Source organism: Pseudomonas sp. SG-MS2 (assembly GCF_009933855.1).
Classification (GTDB): domain Bacteria; phylum Pseudomonadota; class Gammaproteobacteria; order Pseudomonadales; family Pseudomonadaceae; genus Aquipseudomonas; species Aquipseudomonas putida_E.
The window spans coordinates 38,929-57,894 of the sequence record NZ_MOMO01000124.1 but is presented as its reverse complement, the minus strand read 5'-3'; the positions used below and the strand labels follow the sequence as shown (position 1 = coordinate 57,894).

Here is an 18,966-nt window from a genome sequence, read left to right as displayed (position 1 = left end):
CCCAGCGGCTTCAATGCCCGTGGCTACGCCCCACGTGCGAAGGCTCGGTATCCGGCACGGATACGGCTCCGTTCACCTCCAAACGCTGCAAGATCGCGCATTCCTCTCCCTGTGCACTGCACCGTCTGCGTAACTCCACCAGTTGCTCCTGCAATGCCACCAGGCCATCGATCCGTGCCTGCACGTGTTCGATATGTTCGTCTATCAACGCATTGACGGTGCCACATGAGCCCGCCGGGCTATCGCGCAGGCGCAAAAGGCTGCGTATTTCGTCCAGGGTCATGTCCAGGGTGCGGCAGTTGCGGATAAAGGTCAGCCGCTCGACATGGGCCTGGGTGTACAGCCGGTAATTACCGTCGGTACGCGCTGGCTCTGGCAGTAGCTGCTCACGCTCGTAATAACGAATGGTCTCCACCGCACAGTCGGTGGCTTTGGCCAGTTCTCCGATTTTCATGGCGATTCTCCATCAGGTGGCTTGACCCTATAGTGGCTACAGGGTGTTCACTTGGCAACAGGTGCTCACTAAGGATGACCCCATGAACCAGCCTGTCAGCCACGAACACGAACACGTGCATGACCATGACCACGTCAACGCCGGTAAAAGCCATTGCCACGACGCACATGCGCACAGTTGCTGCGGGTCCAGTGCGGCGCCTGCGTTTGTGCAATTGAGCGAAAAGGCCAGTGACCAGGCCCGGCTCAGCCGTTTTCGCATACAAGCCATGGACTGCCCGACAGAACAGACCTTGATCCAGGACAAGCTCGGCAAGCTGGCCGGCATCGAGCAGCTGGAGTTCAACCTGATCAACCGCGTGCTGGGCGTGCGCCATACCTTGGATGGCACTGCTGAGATCGAGCGGGCCATCGAAAGCCTGGGCATGAAGGCAGAACCGCTGGCTGTAGAGGATGAGGGTGGCGTGATCGCACCCGCGCCAGCCAAGACTCGCTGGTGGCCATTGGCATTGTCCGGCATCGCGGCGATCGCCGCCGAAATCATCCATTTCAGCGCGCTGGCGCCCGAGTGGGTGGTAGCCGCGTTGGCGCTGGCAGCGATCCTTGGCTGTGGCCTGGGCACCTACAAGAAGGGCTGGATTGCCCTTAAAAACCGCAACCTGAACATCAACGCGCTGATGAGCATTGCCGTGACCGGTGCCGTGCTGATCGGCCAGTGGCCTGAGGCGGCCATGGTCATGGTGCTGTTCACCATCGCCGAACTGATCGAGGCACGTTCACTTGACCGTGCGCGCCATGCCATCAGTGGCCTGATGCAGCTTACGCCGGACATGGCCACGGTGCAGCAGGCCGATGGCCAATGGCGTGAGGCCGAGGTGCGCCACGTAGCGATCGGTGCGCTCGTGCGGGTACGCCCCGGTGAGCGTATCGGCCTGGACGGTGAAGTGGTCAGTGGGCAATCCAGCGTCGATCAGGCACCGATCACCGGCGAGAGCCTGCCTGTGGACAAGGCCCCTGGCGACAAGCTGTTCGCCGGCACCATCAACCAGGCCGGCGCTCTGGAGTACCGGGTAACTGCAGTGGCAGGGCATTCCACATTGGCCCGTATCATCAAGGCCGTGGAGCAGGCGCAGGGCGCTCGAGCGCCTACCCAGCGTTTCGTCGATACCTTCTCGCGCATCTACACGCCTGTGGTGTTCGCCCTGGCTTTGGCCGTAGCGCTCATCCCGCCGCTGTTCATGGCCGGCGCCTGGTTCGACTGGGTCTACCGCGCCTTGGTGCTGTTGGTGGTGGCCTGCCCATGTGCCCTGGTGATTTCCACCCCGGTGACCATTGTCAGTGGCCTGGCGGCTGCGGCGCGCAAGGGCATCCTGATCAAGGGGGGTGTGTACCTGGAAGGGGGCCGCAAGCTGGACTTCCTGGCCCTGGACAAGACTGGAACTCTCACCCACGGCAAGCCGGTGCAGACCGATACCAAGGTGCTGGACCCATTGTTCGAAGGCCGCGCCCAGGCACTGGCGGCAAGCCTGGCCGAGCGCTCAGACCACCCGGTATCGGCTGCCATCGCCCAGTTGGCCAGGGCGCAGGGGCTGGCCCTGAGTGAGGTCAGCGCGTTCGCTGCCTTGGCGGGGCGCGGTGTGCGTGGTGACATCGATGGCGAAACCTATCACCTGGGCAACCATCGTCTGGTCGAAGAGCTGGGCTTGTGCTCACCGCAGCTCGAAGCACAGTTGGACCAACTCGAGCGCCAAGGCAAGACCGTGGTGCTGTTGCTCGACCGCTCTGGCCCGCTGGCGCTGTTTGCCGTTGCCGACACGGTCAAGGACAGCAGCCGTGAGGCCATCGCCGAGCTGCACGCGCTGGGCATCAAGACTGTCATGCTTACCGGCGACAATCCCCATACCGCCCAGGCCATCGCTGCCCAGGTCGGTATCGACCGCGCCGAAGGCAACCTGCTCCCTGCCGACAAGCTGAGCACGATCGAGCAGCTCTACGCCCAGGGGCACCGGGTTGGCATGGTCGGTGATGGTATCAACGATGCGCCGGCGCTGGCCCGTGCCGAGATCGGTTTCGCCATGGCGGCTGCCGGTACCGACACCGCCATCGAGACCGCCGATGTGGCGCTGATGGATGACGACTTGCGCAAAATCCCGGCCTTCGTCAGGCTGTCGCGGCAAAGTGCGGCGATCCTTAAGCAGAACATCGTGCTGGCGTTGGGCATCAAGGCCATCTTCCTGGCAATCACCTTTGCCGGCATGGCCACGCTGTGGATGGCGGTGTTCGCCGACATGGGCGTAAGCCTGCTGGTGGTGTTCAACGGCCTGCGCCTTTTGCGCAAGTAGCAGCTGCAAGCTACAAGCTGATCGAGGTGGAATCGAGACTTATGAAACTACACAGCGCTGCCTCTGCTTACGGCTGCTTTTGCGGCTGCGGAGCCCAGCAATGCTGAGTGCCGAGCTCAAAGCCTTCTACATGGTGGCCCGCCTGGGCAGCATCACCCTGGCGGCGAAGAAGCTTGGCCTCAGCCAGCCGACGGTGACCACCCAAATCCGCAACCTCGAAAGCCAGTACGCGGTGGAGCTGTTCTACCGCGGCGGCCGGCGCCTGGTGCTGAGCGAGGAGGGCGTGCGCCTGCTGCCAATGGTCAAGGCGCTGCTGCAACAGGAAGCCGACATCGAGTTCGAGCTGCGCAATAGCGGCCATGCCCAAGGCAACCTGCGCATCGCTGCCACCGCGCCGTATTACATCCTCGATCTGGTGAAGATCTTCCGTGAGCGCTTGCCACAGGTGGGCGTGGCCGTGGAGATCGGTAATTCGCAGCAGGTGCTGGAGATGCTGGAGGACTACCGCGTCGATCTCGCCGCCTCGTCACAGTTGGTGGAGGATGCTCGCCTGGTGAGGCGCGTGCTGGGCACTGACCCGCTGGTGGTGGCGGTGCACCGCAATCACCCGCTGGCGCAGCGTCAGGTGGTGTCTATCGAGGTGGTGGCAGGGCAATGCCTGCTGATGCGCGAGAAAGGTTCGACCACGCGCAAACTCACCGAAGAAATGATGCACGGCGCTGGGGTGAAGGCCGAAGCGGTGCTGGAAATCGGCAGCCGCGAGTCGATCCGTGAGGCGGTGCTGCGCAATATCGGCATCAGCGTGATTGCCCGGCACGAGGTGCCGCACAACTCGGAGCTGCGGGTGCTGACACTGGAAGACGCGCCGGTGATGCATGAGTACCTGTACTGCCTGAAGGAAAGACGCCAGGCCCGGTTGCCGGCAGCCTTCCTCGGGGTGGCGCAGGAAGTGGTGGGGTCGCAGTTCTGAACCTGCAACGTCACTACAAAATCTGCCTATACCACTATCGCCCGCTTTTGCCTCGCCGCCACAGAACCTTCGCACAGCCTTTCTAGCATGGCCACATCTGCTCGATGAGGCTTTGCCATGAACCACGCCACCCCGGGCGCACAAATGAAAGTGCGCGGTATCCACAAGCGTTTCGGCGCCTTCACGGCGTTGAACGATGTCTCCCTGGACATCGCCGCCGGCGAGCTGGTTTGCCTGCTCGGCCCTTCCGGCTGCGGCAAGACCACCCTGCTGCGCTGCATCGCAGGGCTGGAACGCCAAGACCGTGGCGAGTTGTACATCGGTGAGCGTGACATCAGCGAATTGCCCCCACAGGCCCGTGACTACGGCATCCTCTTTCAATCCTACGCGCTGTTCCCCAACCTCACCGTCGAAGCCAACATTGCCTACGGCCTGAACCGCAGTGGCCGTGAAGAAAGCCGCCAGCGCGTAGCCGAGATGCTGGACCTGGTAGGCCTGGCCGGCAGTGAAAAGAAATACCCCGGGCAATTGTCCGGGGGGCAACAGCAGCGGGTTGCGTTGGCCCGTGCCCTGGCCCCGTCGCCTTCGCTGCTGTTGCTCGACGAGCCTATGTCGGCGCTGGATGCGCGTGTGCGTGAGCACCTGTGCACCGAACTTCGACAGCTGCAGCGTCAACTGGGTATCACCACGCTGATGGTCACCCACAACCAGGACGAAGCCATGCTGATGGCCGACCGCATTGCGGTGATGAACAACGGCCAGGTCGAGCAGTACGCCACCCCTCAGGAAATCTACGATCAGCCGTCCACGCCGTTCGTTGCCGAGTTCGTTGGCCAGGGCAACTGGCTGCCGTTTCAGCGTACTGGCGACAGCCATGCCCAGGTGGGCGCCATGAGCATGCGCCTGGCAGCGGGTGCGCCGCGGGCCAGCAGCGGCCGGTTGTTCTGCCGCCCGGAGGCCATCACTGTCAACCCGGTGGTGCATGAAGAAAACCTGTTCCCGGCCAAGGTCCGCGAAATCACATTCCTCGGCAACCGCTGCCGCATGAGCTTTGAATTCAAGGCCCTGCCGGGCCATCCGCTGCTCGCCGAACTGGCGCCAGAAGCCATGCCACACTTGGGCTCGCAGGACATCTGGGTGGCCCTGCCGCCGCAGAGCCTGCAGGTGTTTGCCTGAGATGGCCGCGCCCATGCCTTTGCCGCTGGCCCAGCCCAAGCACACAGCGCGCAATGATGTTGCATTCGGTGATCGGCTGTTCGTCGTCGGTGGCAAGTGCCTGCTGCTGGCCTTGCTGTTGCTGGCGGTGCTGATGCCGTTGCTGGCGATCTTCTGGCGCGGCTTCAGCGGCGATGCCGGCCAGGGTGGCGGTCTGCTGGCGGCCCGTGAACTGTTTGCCAGCGACAACTTCCACTGGCTGCTTGGCAACAGCTTGTCGGTTGCCTTCACGGTTGCCGCGATCGTGGTCCCCCTGGCATACCTGTTCGCTTATGCCTTGCAGCGCACGCTGATCCCGGCCAAGGGGCTGTGGCGGGGTATCTCGCTGCTGCCACTGCTGGCACCGTCGATGTTGCCGGCGATTGCCCTGGTCTACCTGTTCGGTAACCAAGGCCTGCTGCGCGGGTTGCTCAGTGACAACATCTATGGCTTCTGGGGCATTGTCCTGGGGGAGGCCATCTACACCTTCCCGCATGCGCTGATGATCCTGCTGTCGGCCTTGTCGCTGGCCGATGCACGGTTGTTCGATGCCGCCTCCAGCATGGGGGCCGGGGCGTCGCGGGCGTTTCGCAGCATTACCTGGCCGGCAACGCGCCAGGCGGTGTTCGCGGCGTTCTGCCTGGTGTTCACCCTGACCATCACCGATTTCGGTGTACCGGTGGTTGTCGGTGGCGACTACCAGGTGCTGGCGCTCGAGGCCTACAAGGCGGTCGTCGGCCAGCAGCAGTTCGGCCGGGGTGCATTGATCGGCATGGTGCTGCTGGTGCCGGCATTGCTGAGCTTTGCGGTCGATGCCTGGCTGCGTCGCCGTCAGGGCGAGGCCATGAGTGGTCGTGCCCAGGTATTCGAACCCAAGCCGTCGCCCGGGCGTGATGCCTGTTATCTGGTGATCGTCATGCTGGTATGCACGGTGCTGGTGGGCGTGATCGGCATGGCGGTGTACTCGTCACTGGTGACCTTCTGGCCCTACAACCTGACCTTGTCGTTCAAGCACTACATGTTCGAAGACACCGCCGGCGGTGGCTGGCTGGCCTATCGCAACAGTGTGACCATGGCCATCGGCACCGCGCTGATCGGCAGCATGGTGATCTTTGCCGGTGCCTACCTGATGGAGAAAACCCAGGGCCAGCGTTTGCTCAACCAGGCCCTGCGCCTGCTCAGCTTCATCCCCATGGCGGTACCGGGGTTGGTGCTGGGCCTGGGCTATGTCTTCTTCTTCAACCTCAATGGCAACCCACTGCACGTGTTCTACGGCGGCATGGGGCTGTTGGTGGTGTGCACCATCGCCCACTACCTGACCACTGCGCAGATGACCGCAACCACGGCGTTGCGCCAGCTCGATGGCGAGTTCGAGGCCGCCGCGCTGTCGCTCAAGGCGCCGTTGTACAAGCACTTCGTGCGGGTGACCGTGCCGATCTGCCTGCCCGCACTGCTGGACATCATCCGTTATCTGTTCGTCTCGGCCATGACCACGGTATCGGCGGCAATCTTCCTTTACAGCCCCGACACCATCCTCGCCGCCGTCGCCGTGCTGAACATGGACGATGCCGGCAATGTCGGCGGCGCTGCCGCCATGTCGACCTTGATCCTGCTGACCAGTGCGGCTGCATCGCTGCTGCTGGCCGGCGCTTCCCGCGGCCTGCTGCGCCGCTCACAGGCCTGGCGCCAGCGCGCTCCCGGCCATTGACCGACTGCCCACACTGACAGGAAACGCATCATGTTCAAGCCCCTCGCACTTGCCGCTGCCGTGACCGCTGTATTCAGCCTGCAGGCTTCGGCCGCCACTACGCAGCTGACCGTCTACACCGCCCTGGAAGCCGAGCAGCTCAAGACCTACAAGCAGGCCTTCGAAAAGGCCAACCCGGACATCGAAATCAAGTGGGTGCGTGACTCCACCGGCATCATCACTGCCAAGCTGCTGGCCGAGAAAGAGCGCCCGCAGGCCGATGCGGTTTGGGGGCTGGCGGCTTCCAGCCTGGCCATCCTCGACCAGAACGGCATGCTCGAAGCCTATGCACCGAAAGACCTGGGCAAGATCTCCGCCAACTACCGTGACGCCGCCAACCCTCCGGCGTGGGTCGGCATGGACGTTTGGGCCGCGACGATCTGCTTCAATACCATCGAGGCCCAGAAGCAGGGCCTGAGCAAACCGGTGAGCTGGCAGGACCTGACCAAGCCGGAGTACAAGGGCAAGATCGTGATGCCGAACCCGGCGTCGTCGGGTACCGGTTTCCTGGATGTGAGCGCGTGGCTGCAGACCTTTGGCGAGCCTCAGGGCTGGGCCTATATGGACGCGCTGCACCAGAACATCGGCCAGTACGTCCATTCCGGCTCCAAGCCTTGCAAACTGGCCGCGGCAGGGGAGTTCCCGATCGGTATCTCCTTCGAGTACCCGGCGGTGCAGCTCAAGCGCCAGGGCGCGCCACTGGATATCGTCCTGCCCAAGGAAGGCCTGGGCTGGGAGATCGAGGCGACTGCAGTGATCAAAGGTTCACCAAAGGCTGATGCCGCCAAGCGGCTGGCGGATTTCTCGGCAAGCCCTGCGGCCATGGAACTGTACAAAGAGAACTTCGCTGTACTCGCTGCCCCGGGCATTGCCAAACCGCAAACCGAGCTCCCCGCGGACTACGAGCAGCGCCTGATCAAGAACGACTTTGCCTGGGCTTCGAAGAACCGCGACCAGATCCTGGCCGAGTGGCGCAAGCGTTATGACGGCAAGTCGGAGAAGGTGGCGCAGCAGTAAGCTCTGCGGGGCCTGTGCCCTCAGGTTGGCAACGCCAAACCTGAGGGCGCGGGTTTACCCGCGATCAGGCTGGATCGGATAGCTCAAATCTGCAATACCAGTGCTTCCAGCTGTTCCTGCCGCTCAGTCTGGTTCACTCGCGCCCCCGGATTGAGCGTCGACCACTGCGGATGCGCCCGCGCTTTGCTCAGCGCCTCGGGAAGCTTGCCTTCACGCCAGGTTTTCTCGTCCGGCTCATTCAGGCGAATACTGTTCTGTGCTGCATGCCCGCGGCTATCCAGGGCTGCCATCAACTGTTGCTGACGCAACGCCAATAGCCGCAACACCGTGTCATCCACCGTCAGCTCGCGCTGGCCTTTCAGTTTGCCCATCAACCGTGCGCCATAGTTGCGTGCAGTCTGCAGGGCTCCGCCGGCAATGGCTCCGGCCAAGGCGGCAGCACCGAGCGTAAGGCCACCGACCAGCAAGTCGACCCCCGCGCCGGCCGCAGCCCCTGCCGCCACGCCGCTGCCCAGGCGTACGCCTAATAGCTTCAAGGTTTCAGGGTTGAACAGGTCATCGCCCCAGCGCCCGTTCAACAGCGGCAGGTCACCGGCATTGGCATCTTCGCGACGGAAACCGTAGAGCTTCAGAAGCGCTTCGACGCAGCGCTGTTCTCGCTGGCGCACCTCCTGGCGCAAGGCCTCGATGGCCTTGGCTTCAGCCGCTGGTTCAGCTTCGACGCAGCGCCGACATGCTGCGCAGTCGAGCAGCAGCTCAGCGATCAGCCGTTTACCGCTGTGCTGGCGGGCCAGCCGCTGTGCCTGCTGGTCGTCGATCAGCCGCTGCAGGGCGGGGCGGGCGTCTTCCAGCAGCAATGCCAAGCTCTCGTAAAGGCGGCGCTCGCCGTCTTCAGGGGGCGCAACGCTGTCGAACCTTACCAGCGCATGCAGCCCGAGGCGGGCCAGGGCCTCACGCCATTCAGGTTCGCGATGCTGGCTGCTGGCGACGAAGTTGAGCACCGGCAGCAATGGCTTGCCGCAACTGGCCAGCACCTCCAGTTCGTCGCGGTATTTGGCCAGCACCGGCTCGCGCGCGTCGATCACATACAGGCCGGCATTGCTTGCCAGCAACTGGCGCAGCACCTTGGCTTCCTGCTCGAAGCGCTGGCGTGCTTCGCTGCCCTGCAGAAAGCGCTCCAGCCGTGCCGGGCCGTCCAGGCGCTCGCCCGGCCGTTCGAGGCGTTCCAGGTAGTCGAGCAAGGCAATGGCATCTTCCAGCCCAGGGGTATCGTAGAGCTCAAGCAGCGGCTCACCGTCCACCGAAAGGCGCGCGCCCTCGACGTGGCGGGTGGTGCTCGGGCGATGAGACACCTCACCGAAGCCGACATCGCGGGTCAGGGTGCGCAGCAGCGAGGTCTTGCCGACATTGGTGTGGCCGACCACGGCCAGTTTCAGGGGCTCAGTCATGGCCATGCTCCAGCCAGCTCATGGGGGCGGTGTCGGCGTGGGGCAGGCCCAGGCGGTCGAGGGCTTCATGCCAGTCCCCCAGGCGCTCGGCGTCCAGGACCTGGCCTGGGGCAGCCTGCAACAACCAGATGCGCGTGGCACCGGCATTGCGTGCCAACTCTGCCAGAAGTGCCAGGCTGCCGCGGTCAGGTGAGCGGCGGGGGTCGCAGGCGATGGCCAGGCGTGCCGGAGGGAAGCGGCTCAGCTGCTCGAGCAGCCGGTTGCGCGATTCACGGCTGTCGAGTACGCCGGCGTCGGTAACCCCTTTGGCCAGCGCAGGCGGCCATGGGCGCTGGTCGTCCAGTTCGAGGCCGACCAGCAAGGCTCCACTGCTGCCGGTTTCCAGTTGACCTGCCTGGAACTGTGGCAACGCTTCGGGGGCGGTGTCCTGCACACCAATCCGTTCGCTGCGGGGCATCAGTGCATCGCGCAGTTGGGCGTAGCCGGGCAGGCTGAGGTCCAGGGCCAGGCGTCGGCGACCCTGGTGCCAGCGCCACAGGCACAAACCAGCCAACAGCAGGCGCGGCAGCAGGCCATAAACCAACACTACGCCCAGCAGCCAGCTGGCCCAGGCCTGGCGGGCGATATCAACGGCCAACTGGGTGTCGCCGCTGGCGCGGATCATGCCCTCGTCCGGCACGGCAAAGCCGAGCAATGAGGGCAGGGCACCAAGCGTTTGGGTAAGGGTGATGAAGGGCTCGGGGGCGAGCAGGGTGGTTTCCCAGACGAAACCGTAGCGCCGGGTGGCAAGCAACACCAGCAGTAGTGTCAGCGCACTGAGCATGGCCGCCAGCCACAAGCTGTGCACGAGCAGGCCAAGCAACCAGCGGTTGAGGCGCTGGCGCTGCAGTAGCACCAGCAGTGCTGGCGCCAGGTGTACGGCCTTGGCGTCGCGCGCGAAGCGTTCGCTCAGCCAGAGCCACAGCCGTCCGAGGCTGGCGCCATGTTCGCCACTCAAGGCCAGCCCGGCGGCCCAGCCCAGAAGCATCAGCAGGTTGAGCCCGAGCAGGCTGCCCAGCGCCCAGAACACGTTGACCGGGCGCAGGCCATCGCCGAGGGCGGCAAAGGCAAGGCCCGCGCCGCTGAGTATGGCCAACAGCAGCAACGCCAGCAGGGCCAGGCGTGCGCCTTGTTTCCAGTGCTGCAGGGCAGTGGTCATGCCATCCCGTTCGGCCAGGAACAGTGCGCGCGCTTCGATGCGGGCTGCCAGGTCGCCGCCCTGCTGGCGGGCGTGGCGGTTGGCTTCCTGATCCTCCAGGGGGCCGGCGTGTTCCTCGCGCAGGCGCACCGCTTCGGTGAGCCAGCGCTTGTCCAGTGGAGTATGTCCAGTCACAGGGTATTCCATTGCACACGGTTCAGGGCGCAAGCATAACCCACCATGGGTTTGCTATCCTCGCCGGCATGACTACTTCACTCCCCCTCAGCCTGATTGCGGCCCTCGCCGAGAACCGCGTCATCGGCATCGACAACACCATGCCCTGGCACTTGCCGGGGGATTTCAAATATTTCAAGGCCACCACCCTGGGCAAGCCGATCATCATGGGCCGCAAGACCTGGGACTCGCTGGGCAGGCCGCTGCCGGGGCGCCTGAACATCGTGGTCAGCCGTCAGGCCGGCTTGGTGCTGGCCGGCGCCGAAGTGTTCGCTTCGCTCGAAGATGCGCTGGAGCGCGCTGAGCAGTGGGCACGTGAGCAGGGTGTTGACGAACTGATGCTGATTGGCGGGGCGCAGTTGTACGCTCAGGCCCTGGAAAAGGGCTTGGTGAACCGTATGTATCTGACCCGGGTGGAGCTTTCGCCGCAAGGGGATGCGTGGTTCCCGGAGTTCGACAAGGCGCAGTGGCAGCTGGCATCGAGTGAGCCGCAGGCAGAAGCGGACAAGCCTGCGTATCACTTCGAGGTGTGGGACAAGTCTTGAAGTGGTTGGGGCTGCGCAAGCAGCCCCGTCTATATCAGGATTGGCTCAGCTCGGCATGCTCTTCGCCGGCCAGCACATCCTTGTCGGTTTCTTTCAACAACTGGCTGGTCACCACGCCCGCCGTCATCGAGCCGTTCACGTTCAAGGCCGTTCGGCCCATGTCGATCAGCGGCTCAACCGAAATCAGCAGTGCCACCAGCTCGACCGGCAGCCCCATCGCTGGCAGCACGATCAGCGCTGCGAAGGTCGCACCGCCGCCCACGCCGGCAACGCCAGCGGAACTCAAGGTCACGATGGCCACCAAGGTCGCGATCCACAGCGGGTCGAAGGTGTCGATACCCACTGCCGGGGCCACCATCACCGCCAACATGGCCGGGTAGAGCCCGGCGCAGCCATTCTGGCCAATGGTTGCACCGAACGAGGCGCTGAAGCTGGCGATCGACTGTGGTACGCCCAGGCGACGGGTCTGCGCCTCGATGTTCAACGGGATGCTCGCCGCGCTGGAGCGGCTGGTGAAGGCGAAGGTCAGCACCGGCCATACCTTGCGCAAGAAGCGCAGCGGGCTGACGCCGGTTGCGGCCAGGATGATGCCGTGCACCACGAACATCAGGCCCAGGCCGATGTACGACACGACGACGAAACTGCCGAGCTTGAGGATGTCGTCCAGGTTAGAGCTGGCCACCACTTTGGTCATCAGCGCCAGCACGCCGTACGGGGTCAGCTTCATCACCAGGCGCACCAGGCGCATTACCCAGGCCTGCAGGGTATCGATGGCCGAGAGGGCGCGTGCGCCCTTCTCGGAGTCATCCTTGATCAGCTGCAGCGCGGCCAGCCCGACGAACACTGCGAAGATCACCACGCTGATGATCGAGGTCGGCTTGGCCCGTGCCAGGTCGCCTACCGGATTGCTTGGGATGAACGAAAGCAGCAGTTGCGGGATGTTGAGGTCGGCGACCTTGCCGGCATAGTCACTGTGGATGGCCTGCAGGCGTGCGCTTTCCTGTACGCCTGCCACCAGCCCCTCGGCGCTCAGGCCGAACAGATTGGTCAGGGCGATACCGATCAGCGCAGCGATGGCAGTGGTCAGCAGCAGTGTGCCGATGGTCAGGACGCTGATGCGGCCAAGCGCGGAGGCGTTGTGCAGGCGGGCCACGGCGCTGAGGATCGAGGCGAAGATCAGCGGCATGACGATCATCTGCAGCAAGCCGACATAGCCGTTGCCGACCAGGTCCAGCCAGCCGATGGTGGCCTTTAGTACCGGGTGGCCGGCACCGTAGAGGGTGTGCAGCACCAGGCCGAAGCCCACACCCAATGCCAGGCCGAGCAGGACTTTCTTGGCCAGGCTCCAGTCGGTATGGCGAGTTTGCGCCAGGCCCAGCAGCAAGGCCAGGAACACCAGCAGGTTGAGAGACAGCGGCAGGTTCATTGAAGCTCCAGGAAAAAGCAGAAGAGGCATCGCCTCTATGAGCGATTACGAACGGAAATGCTAACAGCCTGAAAACAAACGAATTTATACCCAAAGGTAATTTGCTTAGTCGTTTATGGAATAACAGGTGGTCGCAAATAGCAATGAACACGACGTTTACAATTGTATGAGCGTCGCAGTGGAGGGGCGCTCGGGTGGTTTGATGGTCTAGTTTTTCCCGATCATTTCAGGGGATTCGTACATGAGGTTTGCTCCGAAAGCCTTGGCCATCGGTTTGTCCCTGCTGTTCAGTATCGAAAGCGGAGCCACTGAGCTCAAGCATTAGCCAGCCGAGGCGGCCAAGCAGGCGGCGATCCTCACGTATATCGATGAGTGGAAGAAGAGGGTGCTGGTGGGCGGTTACCCCGGCCAGTGATGGCTACATGCAGTTTCATGGCGTGGACATTGGCAAGGGCGGTATCCACCTGTGGATAAACCGCAAGGCCAAATACATGGACCAGTTGAACGGGATGATCGCCAGGAACGCGGCGGCCCAGGCGAAGGCGGGGTTGCCGGTGACAGCGGACAAGAACTGGGTGATCGTCACGCCGGAGCAGATTCAGTAGGCCATTGGATGCCTGTGCAGGCCCACATGGACCGCGCAGACCCTGAGGTCTGCGCTGTACATGTGGGAGCCGGCTTGCCGGCGATGGGCCGCAAAGCGGCCCCAAAGCACTTGCCTGCCTGGCACTAGGGCTCAGGGCGCCGGTTTCTTCAAATCATCAAGGCCTCACAGCCCTTCAAGCATTGCCTTGTTGCGCACAGCACCCTTGTCGGCACTGGTCGCCAGCAGGGCGTAGGCTTTCAGCGCGGTGGTCACCTTGCGTGGGCGCACTTCGACCGGTTTCCAACCTTTCTTGTCCTGTTCCACGCGGCGTGCAGCCAGCTCTTCATCACTGACCTGCAGGTTGATCGAACGGTTGGGGATGTCGATCAATACCTTGTCGCCGTCACGTACCAGGCCGATGGCGCCACCAGCGGCGGCTTCTGGCGAGGCATGGCCGATCGACAGGCCCGAAGTACCACCCGAGAAGCGGCCATCGGTGAGTAACGCGCAAGCTTTGCCCAGGCCTTTGGATTTCAGGTACGAAGTCGGGTAGAGCATTTCTTGCATGCCCGGGCCGCCTTTCGGGCCTTCGTAGCGGATGATGACGATGTCACCGGCCTTCACTTCGTCGGCGAGGATGCCGCGCACCGCGCTGTCCTGGCTTTCGAAGATCTTTGCGTTGCCTTCGAACACGTGGATCGACTCATCGACACCTGCGGTTTTCACCACGCAGCCGTCCAGGGCGATGTTGCCGTACAGCACGGCCAGGCCGCCTTCCTGTGAGTAGGCATGTTCGAAGCTGCGGATGCAGCCGTTTTCACGGTCGTCGTCCAGGGTTTCCCAACGGGTCGACTGGCTGAAGGCCGTCTGGGTCGGAATACCCGCCGGGCCGGCTTTGAAGAAGGTGTGCACCGCCTCATCGTCGGTCTGGGTGATATCCCACTTGGCGATGGCCTCTTCCATGCTGCGGCTGTGTACCGTAGGCAGGTCGGTGTGCAGCAGGCCGCCGCGGGCCAGCGAGCCGAGGATGCTGAAGATGCCGCCGGCGCGGTGGACGTCTTCCATGTGGTACTTCTGGATGTTCGGCGCCACTTTGCACAGCTGCGGCACTTTGCGCGACAGGCGGTCGATGTCACGCAGGTCGAATGCCACCTCGCCTTCCTGCGCTGCGGCCAGCAGGTGCAGGATAGTGTTGGTCGAACCGCCCATGGCGATGTCGAGCATCATGGCGTTTTCGAACGCCTTGAAGTTGGCGATGCTGCGCGGCAGTACCGACTCGTCATTCTCGCCGTAGTAGCGCTTGCACAACTCGACGATCGTACGGCCGGCGGTGAGGAACAGCTGCTCACGGTCGGCGTGGGTGGCCAGGGTCGAACCGTTGCCAGGCAAGGCCAGGCCGAGTGCTTCGGTCAGGCAGTTCATGGAGTTGGCGGTGAACATGCCGGAGCAGGAACCGCAGGTCGGGCAGGCGCTGCGCTCGTACTCGGCAACCTTTTCGTCGGAGGCCGAGGAGTCTGCAGCAATGACCATGGCGTCGACCAGGTCCAGGCCGTGGCTGGCCAGTTTGGTCTTGCCCGCTTCCATCGGGCCGCCGGACACGAAGATCACCGGGATGTTCAGGCGCAGGGCGGCCATCAGCATGCCGGGGGTGATCTTGTCGCAGTTGGAAATGCACACGATGGCGTCGGCGCAGTGGGCGTTGACCATGTATTCCACGGCGTCGGCGATGATCTCGCGGCTGGGCAGGGAGTACAGCATGCCGTCATGGCCCATGGCGATGCCGTCATCGACCGCAATGGTGTTGAACTCTTTGGCCACGCCACCGGCGCGTTCGATCTCGCGGGCGACCAGTTGGCCCAGGTCCTTCAGGTGCACATGGCCCGGGACGAACTGGGTGAACGAGTTGGCGATGGCGATGATCGGTTTCTTGAAATCTTCGTCCTTCATCCCGGTGGCGCGCCACAGGGCACGGGCGCCGGCCATGTTGCGGCCTTGGGTGGAAGTCTTGGAACGATAATCAGGCATGAAGCACTCCTGGCGGCTTAATCAGGTCACAAAAAGGGGAGTGAGCTTCTCTTTTCCTATGCGCCTTAGGCCGGTTGCCACTGGCACGGATGGGGCCGAAGACACCACGGGATCGCCGCGTGCTCGACCAGAGCTCATAAACCCGCCGGGGATGACTGGCGATGAATAGCCCGATTCTACACCGCTGGCGCGGCGAGGGAATGGCGATGTGTCTGGGCGGTGGCTTGGGGAGCATGACCGGCACTTTGTAGGACCGATCTGAAAAGCCCGGTGCGCAGCTGACAGGTGCGCATTGGCTGCTTATTATCCGCCGCGCCGCATGTGCGGTATCACGAGACAACACCTCAATGGACCTTCCCAGTTTCAGTTCATACAGAACCTGCAAATTGGCACTGAGCGCGCCGTCGCCAGGGCTTCCGAAGGCTTGAGCTCGTGTGGCTGAGGTTTACGGGTGCCTGCGTCGGCGCCTGGAGAATCTCATGCAACACACTTCCGATTTCGTCGTTTCCCCGTTCGACCTGCGTCAGGCTGCACAGGCGCGTCGTGATGGCCTGCTTCATCCTGAAGGCTACCCCGAAGGCACTGCCGGTTACCTGATGACCAGCGAGTATTCGTGTCTGGATGCCGGCCTCACTGCCAGCCAGGCGATCGACATGCTGCGCCGCGAGGCCGCAGATGCCGAAACCATCTATCAGTCCTATGTGCTCGACGAGAGACGCAACCTGCTGGGTTCGCTTTCCCTGCGCGAGCTTATCCTTGCGGCGCGTGAACAGCCGATCGAGCAGCTCATGGTGCGCAAGGTCATCTGCGTCTGTACCTCGACCCGCCAGGAGGAAGTGGCGCGGTTGATCCGCGAGCACGACCTGCTGGCGGTGCCGGTGCTGGATGAGGCCGGCCGTTTGGTCGGCCTGGTGACCTGCGATGACGCACTCGATGTGGTCGTCGAAGAGGCTACCGAGGACTTCCACAAGGGCGCCTCCATCACCAACCACGTGGGCAATCTCAGGGACGCCACTGTCAGCCTGCTGTACCGCAAGCGGGTGCTGTGGCTGGTGCTGCTGGTGTTCGGCAATCTGTTTTCGGGGGCGGGGATCGCGGCATTCGAGGAAACCATTGCCGCGCATATCGTCCTGGTGTTCTTCCTGCCGCTGTTGGTGGACAGCGGTGGCAACGCGGGCGCGCAGTCGGCGACATTGATGGTGCGTGGCTTGGCAACGGGTGAGGTGGTGATGCGCGACTGGTTGCGCATGCTGGCACGTGAATGCGCTGTGGCGCTGGCGCTGGGCGGCACCATGGCAGTGGCGGTGGCATCGCTGGGGGCGCTGCGCGGAGGGGCGGATGTCGCCTTGATCGTTGCCAGCAGCATGCTGGTGATCGTCCTGCTGGGCAGCCTGATTGGCATGAGCCTGCCCTTCATGTTCACCAGGCTCAAGCTCGACCCGGCCACTGCCAGCGGGCCGCTGGTGACTTCTATCGCCGATGCGGCAGGGGTGCTGGTGTATTTCGGTATTGCTTCTTACGTGCTGGGCATCTGAGGCACCCAAGGGGCCGCAGCGCGGCCCCTTGGACGTGAATCAGCTGTTGGGCAGCAACCGGCAGGTAATGCTCTTGATATAGCGGGTTTCAGCGATGGCCGGGTGAACCGGGTGGTCCGGGCCCTGGCCGCCGCGTTCGAGCATTTGCAGGTTGCGGTCCAGGTGGCGGGCGCTGGTCAGCAGGATGTTGTTCAGGTCGTCTTCGGGCAGGTGCATCGAGCACGAAGCACTGACCAGGATGCCGTCCTTGGTCAGCATGCGCATGGCCTGTTCGTTGAGGCGGCGGTAGGCGGCTTCGCCGTTTTTCAGGTCTTTCTTGCGCTTGATGAACGCGGGTGGGTCGGCAATGATCACATCGAAGCGCTCTTCAGCGGCCTTCAGTTCGCGCAGTGCCTCGAACACGTCGCCTTCGATGCAGGTCAGTTTTTCGCTGATGCCATTGAGCGCGGCGTTACGCTCCACGCCATCCAGTGCAAAGCCCGAGGCATCCACGCAGAACACTTCGCTGGCGCCGAATGCGCCGGCCTGCACGCCCCAACCACCGATGTAGCTGAACAGGTCGAGCACACGCTTGCCTTTGACGTAGGGCGCCAGGCGCGCGCGGTTCATGCGGTGGTCATAGAACCAGCCGGTCTTCTGGCCTTCGCGTACCGGCGCTTCGAACTTCACGCCGTTTTCTTCCAGCGGGACCCAGTCCGGCACTTCGCCGTAGACGGTTTCGACGTAACGCTGCAAGCCTTCGGCGTCACGGGCGGCGGAATCGTTCTTGAACAGGATGCCGCTGGGCTTGAGGACCTGGACCAGGGCGGCGATCACGTCGTCCTTGTGCAGTTCCATGGTGGCCGAGGCCAGTTGCACCACGAGAATGTCGAAGAAGCGGTCGACCACCAGGCCCGGCAGCAGGTCGGAATCACCATAGACCAGGCGGTAGCACGGCTGGTCGAACAGGCGCTGGCGCAGGGACAGGGCGACGTTGAGGCGGTGTACCAGCAGCGACTTGTCCAGCGGCAGCTTGGCATCGCGTGACAGCAGGCGGGCGCAGATCAGGTTGTTCGGGCTCAGCGCCACGATACCCAGCGGCTTGCCGTTGGCGGCCTCGAGGATCGCCTGTTGGCCGGCCTGAAAGCCCTGCAGCGGCGTCGCGGTGACATCGACTTCGTTGCTGTAGACCCACAGGTGGCCGGCGCGCAGGCGGCGGTCGGCATTGGCTTTGAGGCGAAGGCTGGGCAGGGACATGACGTCGCTCCGGGAAAAAAGAGCGGGAGTATAACCGGTTGGCCCTTGATTCGGTGCAGGGTACGACAAACTGCCCTGCCTGTTCGCGGGCACAAGCGCTACAAGTCGAGCGACCTACAGGGTTAGAATCCCCCGTCCTCAACGAGTATGTACGTATGTCCCAAGAACTCAGCGCCGAACAGATCCAGCAAGCCTTGCAAGGCATTACCATCCCGCCGCAACCGCAGATCATGGTCGACCTGCAGTTCGAGCAGTACATGCCCGACCCGGACCTGGAAACCATCGCCAAGCTGATTTCCCAGGACCCGGGCCTGTCCGGTGCCTTGCTCAAACTGGTCAACTCGCCGCACTTCGGGCTGTCCAACAAGATCGGTTCGATCCAGCGTGCGGTGAACCTGCTGGGTAGCCGTTCGATCATCAACCTGATCAACGCCCAGTCGATCAAGGGCGAAATGAGCGACGAGACCATCGTTACCCTCAACCGCTTCTGGGACACTGCCCAGGACGTGGCCATGACCTGCCTGACACTGGCCAAGCGCACCGGCATCCAGGCGGCGGACGAGGCCTACACCCTCGGGCTGTTCCATGATTGCGGCGTCCCGCTGATGCTCAAGCGTTTCCCCAACTATATGGATGTACTTGAAGAGGCCTACGCCAAGGCTGATGCGCAAACACGCGTGGTCGACACCGAGAACCGTGCATTCAACACCAATCATTCGGTGGTCGGCTATTTCACCGCCAAGTCCTGGCGCCTGCCGGAGCACATCAGCGCGGCCATCGCCAACCATCACAATGCCCTGGCCGTGTTCCGCGAGGAGTCGCCGCGCAACACCCAGAGCCAGCTGAAGAACCTGCTGGCGGTGCTGAAGATGGCCGAACACATCTGCGCGTCCTGCCGGGTCTTGGGCAACCAGCATGTCGACCATGAGTGGAATGCGGTCGGCCCGCTGGTACTGGACTACATCGGTTTGTCGGAGTACGACTTCGAGAACCTCAAACAGACCATTCGCGAGCTGGGCGGGCACTGATTC

14 protein-coding genes and 1 pseudogene are annotated in these 18,966 nt (G+C 63.3%); 9 read left to right on the top strand and 6 right to left on the bottom strand.

The features are described 5' to 3' along the window. Window positions 1-10 precede the first annotated feature (10 nt). On the bottom strand, window positions 11-454 hold the full coding sequence (gene cadR, locus BLX42_RS10210; protein WP_046787010.1) for a cadmium resistance transcriptional regulator CadR: 444 nt from the start codon (window positions 452-454) through the stop codon (window positions 11-13). Window positions 455-536: 82 nt separating this feature from the next. On the opposite strand from cadR, the gene BLX42_RS10205 reads away from it, so the two are divergent. From BLX42_RS10205 to BLX42_RS10185, 5 genes are all read left to right on the top strand, one after another. Next, complete coding sequence (locus tag BLX42_RS10205) at window positions 537-2,795, top strand: heavy metal translocating P-type ATPase (protein WP_161871719.1); 2,259 nt, start codon at window positions 537-539, stop codon at window positions 2,793-2,795. A gap of 100 nt (window positions 2,796-2,895) precedes the next feature. Further along, complete coding sequence (locus BLX42_RS10200; protein ID WP_046787012.1) at window positions 2,896-3,765, top strand: LysR substrate-binding domain-containing protein; 870 nt, start codon at window positions 2,896-2,898, stop codon at window positions 3,763-3,765. A 117-nt stretch (window positions 3,766-3,882) separates the two neighbouring features. Continuing rightward, window positions 3,883-4,941, top strand: a complete 1,059-nt coding sequence (locus tag BLX42_RS10195; RefSeq protein ID WP_046787013.1) for a putative 2-aminoethylphosphonate ABC transporter ATP-binding protein — start codon at window positions 3,883-3,885, stop codon at window positions 4,939-4,941. A 1-nt stretch (window position 4,942) separates the two neighbouring features. Next, on the top strand, window positions 4,943-6,667 hold the full coding sequence (locus BLX42_RS10190) for a putative 2-aminoethylphosphonate ABC transporter permease subunit (protein ID WP_046787014.1): 1,725 nt from the start codon (window positions 4,943-4,945) through the stop codon (window positions 6,665-6,667). Window positions 6,668-6,697: 30 nt separating this feature from the next. Then, entirely contained in the window at window positions 6,698-7,723 is a 1,026-nt protein-coding gene (locus tag BLX42_RS10185; RefSeq protein ID WP_046787015.1) for a putative 2-aminoethylphosphonate ABC transporter substrate-binding protein, read from the top strand. 83 nt (window positions 7,724-7,806) lie between these two features. Here BLX42_RS10185 and BLX42_RS10180 read toward each other — a convergent pair whose 3' ends face one another. Both BLX42_RS10180 and BLX42_RS10175 read right to left on the bottom strand, forming a co-directional pair. Then, the gene (locus tag BLX42_RS10180) at window positions 7,807-9,171 is read right to left on the bottom strand and encodes a GTPase/DUF3482 domain-containing protein (RefSeq protein ID WP_161871718.1); all 1,365 of its coding nucleotides are present in this window, start codon (window positions 9,169-9,171) and stop codon (window positions 7,807-7,809) included. Then, window positions 9,164-10,555: a DUF2868 domain-containing protein gene (locus tag BLX42_RS10175; RefSeq protein ID WP_161871717.1), complete on the bottom strand. Its 1,392-nt coding sequence runs from the start codon at window positions 10,553-10,555 to the stop codon at window positions 9,164-9,166. Before BLX42_RS10175 ends, BLX42_RS10180 begins: the two co-directional genes overlap by 8 nt. A gap of 56 nt (window positions 10,556-10,611) precedes the next feature. Here BLX42_RS10175 and BLX42_RS10170 point away from each other — a divergent pair, with 56 nt between their 5' ends. Beyond that, window positions 10,612-11,127, top strand: a complete 516-nt coding sequence (locus BLX42_RS10170; RefSeq protein WP_115273350.1) for a dihydrofolate reductase — start codon at window positions 10,612-10,614, stop codon at window positions 11,125-11,127. A gap of 34 nt (window positions 11,128-11,161) precedes the next feature. Here BLX42_RS10170 and BLX42_RS10165 read toward each other — a convergent pair whose 3' ends face one another. Further along, on the bottom strand, window positions 11,162-12,553 hold the full coding sequence (locus BLX42_RS10165) for an L-cystine transporter (RefSeq protein WP_046787019.1): 1,392 nt from the start codon (window positions 12,551-12,553) through the stop codon (window positions 11,162-11,164). A 334-nt stretch (window positions 12,554-12,887) separates the two neighbouring features. Here BLX42_RS10165 and BLX42_RS10160 point away from each other — a divergent pair. After that, a pseudogene (locus tag BLX42_RS10160) lies at window positions 12,888-13,158 on the top strand (haloacid dehalogenase-like hydrolase); the annotation flags it as partial. A 164-nt stretch (window positions 13,159-13,322) separates the two neighbouring features. On the opposite strand, the gene ilvD reads toward BLX42_RS10160, so the two are convergent. Next, on the bottom strand, window positions 13,323-15,164 hold the full coding sequence (gene ilvD, locus BLX42_RS10155) for a dihydroxy-acid dehydratase (protein ID WP_161871716.1): 1,842 nt from the start codon (window positions 15,162-15,164) through the stop codon (window positions 13,323-13,325). A 479-nt stretch (window positions 15,165-15,643) separates the two neighbouring features. Between ilvD and mgtE the strand changes: the two genes are divergently transcribed. Then, complete coding sequence (gene mgtE, locus BLX42_RS10150; RefSeq protein WP_161871715.1) at window positions 15,644-16,699, top strand: magnesium transporter; 1,056 nt, start codon at window positions 15,644-15,646, stop codon at window positions 16,697-16,699. Between the two features lie 39 nt (window positions 16,700-16,738). On the opposite strand, the gene BLX42_RS10145 is transcribed toward mgtE, so the two are convergent. Continuing rightward, on the bottom strand, window positions 16,739-17,935 hold the full coding sequence (locus tag BLX42_RS10145) for a class I SAM-dependent rRNA methyltransferase (RefSeq protein WP_046787023.1): 1,197 nt from the start codon (window positions 17,933-17,935) through the stop codon (window positions 16,739-16,741). Window positions 17,936-18,144: 209 nt separating this feature from the next. On the opposite strand from BLX42_RS10145, the gene BLX42_RS10140 reads away from it, so the two are divergent. Then, window positions 18,145-18,963: an HDOD domain-containing protein gene (locus BLX42_RS10140; protein WP_174141113.1), complete on the top strand. Its 819-nt coding sequence runs from the start codon at window positions 18,145-18,147 to the stop codon at window positions 18,961-18,963. Window positions 18,964-18,966: the final 3 nt, after the last annotated feature.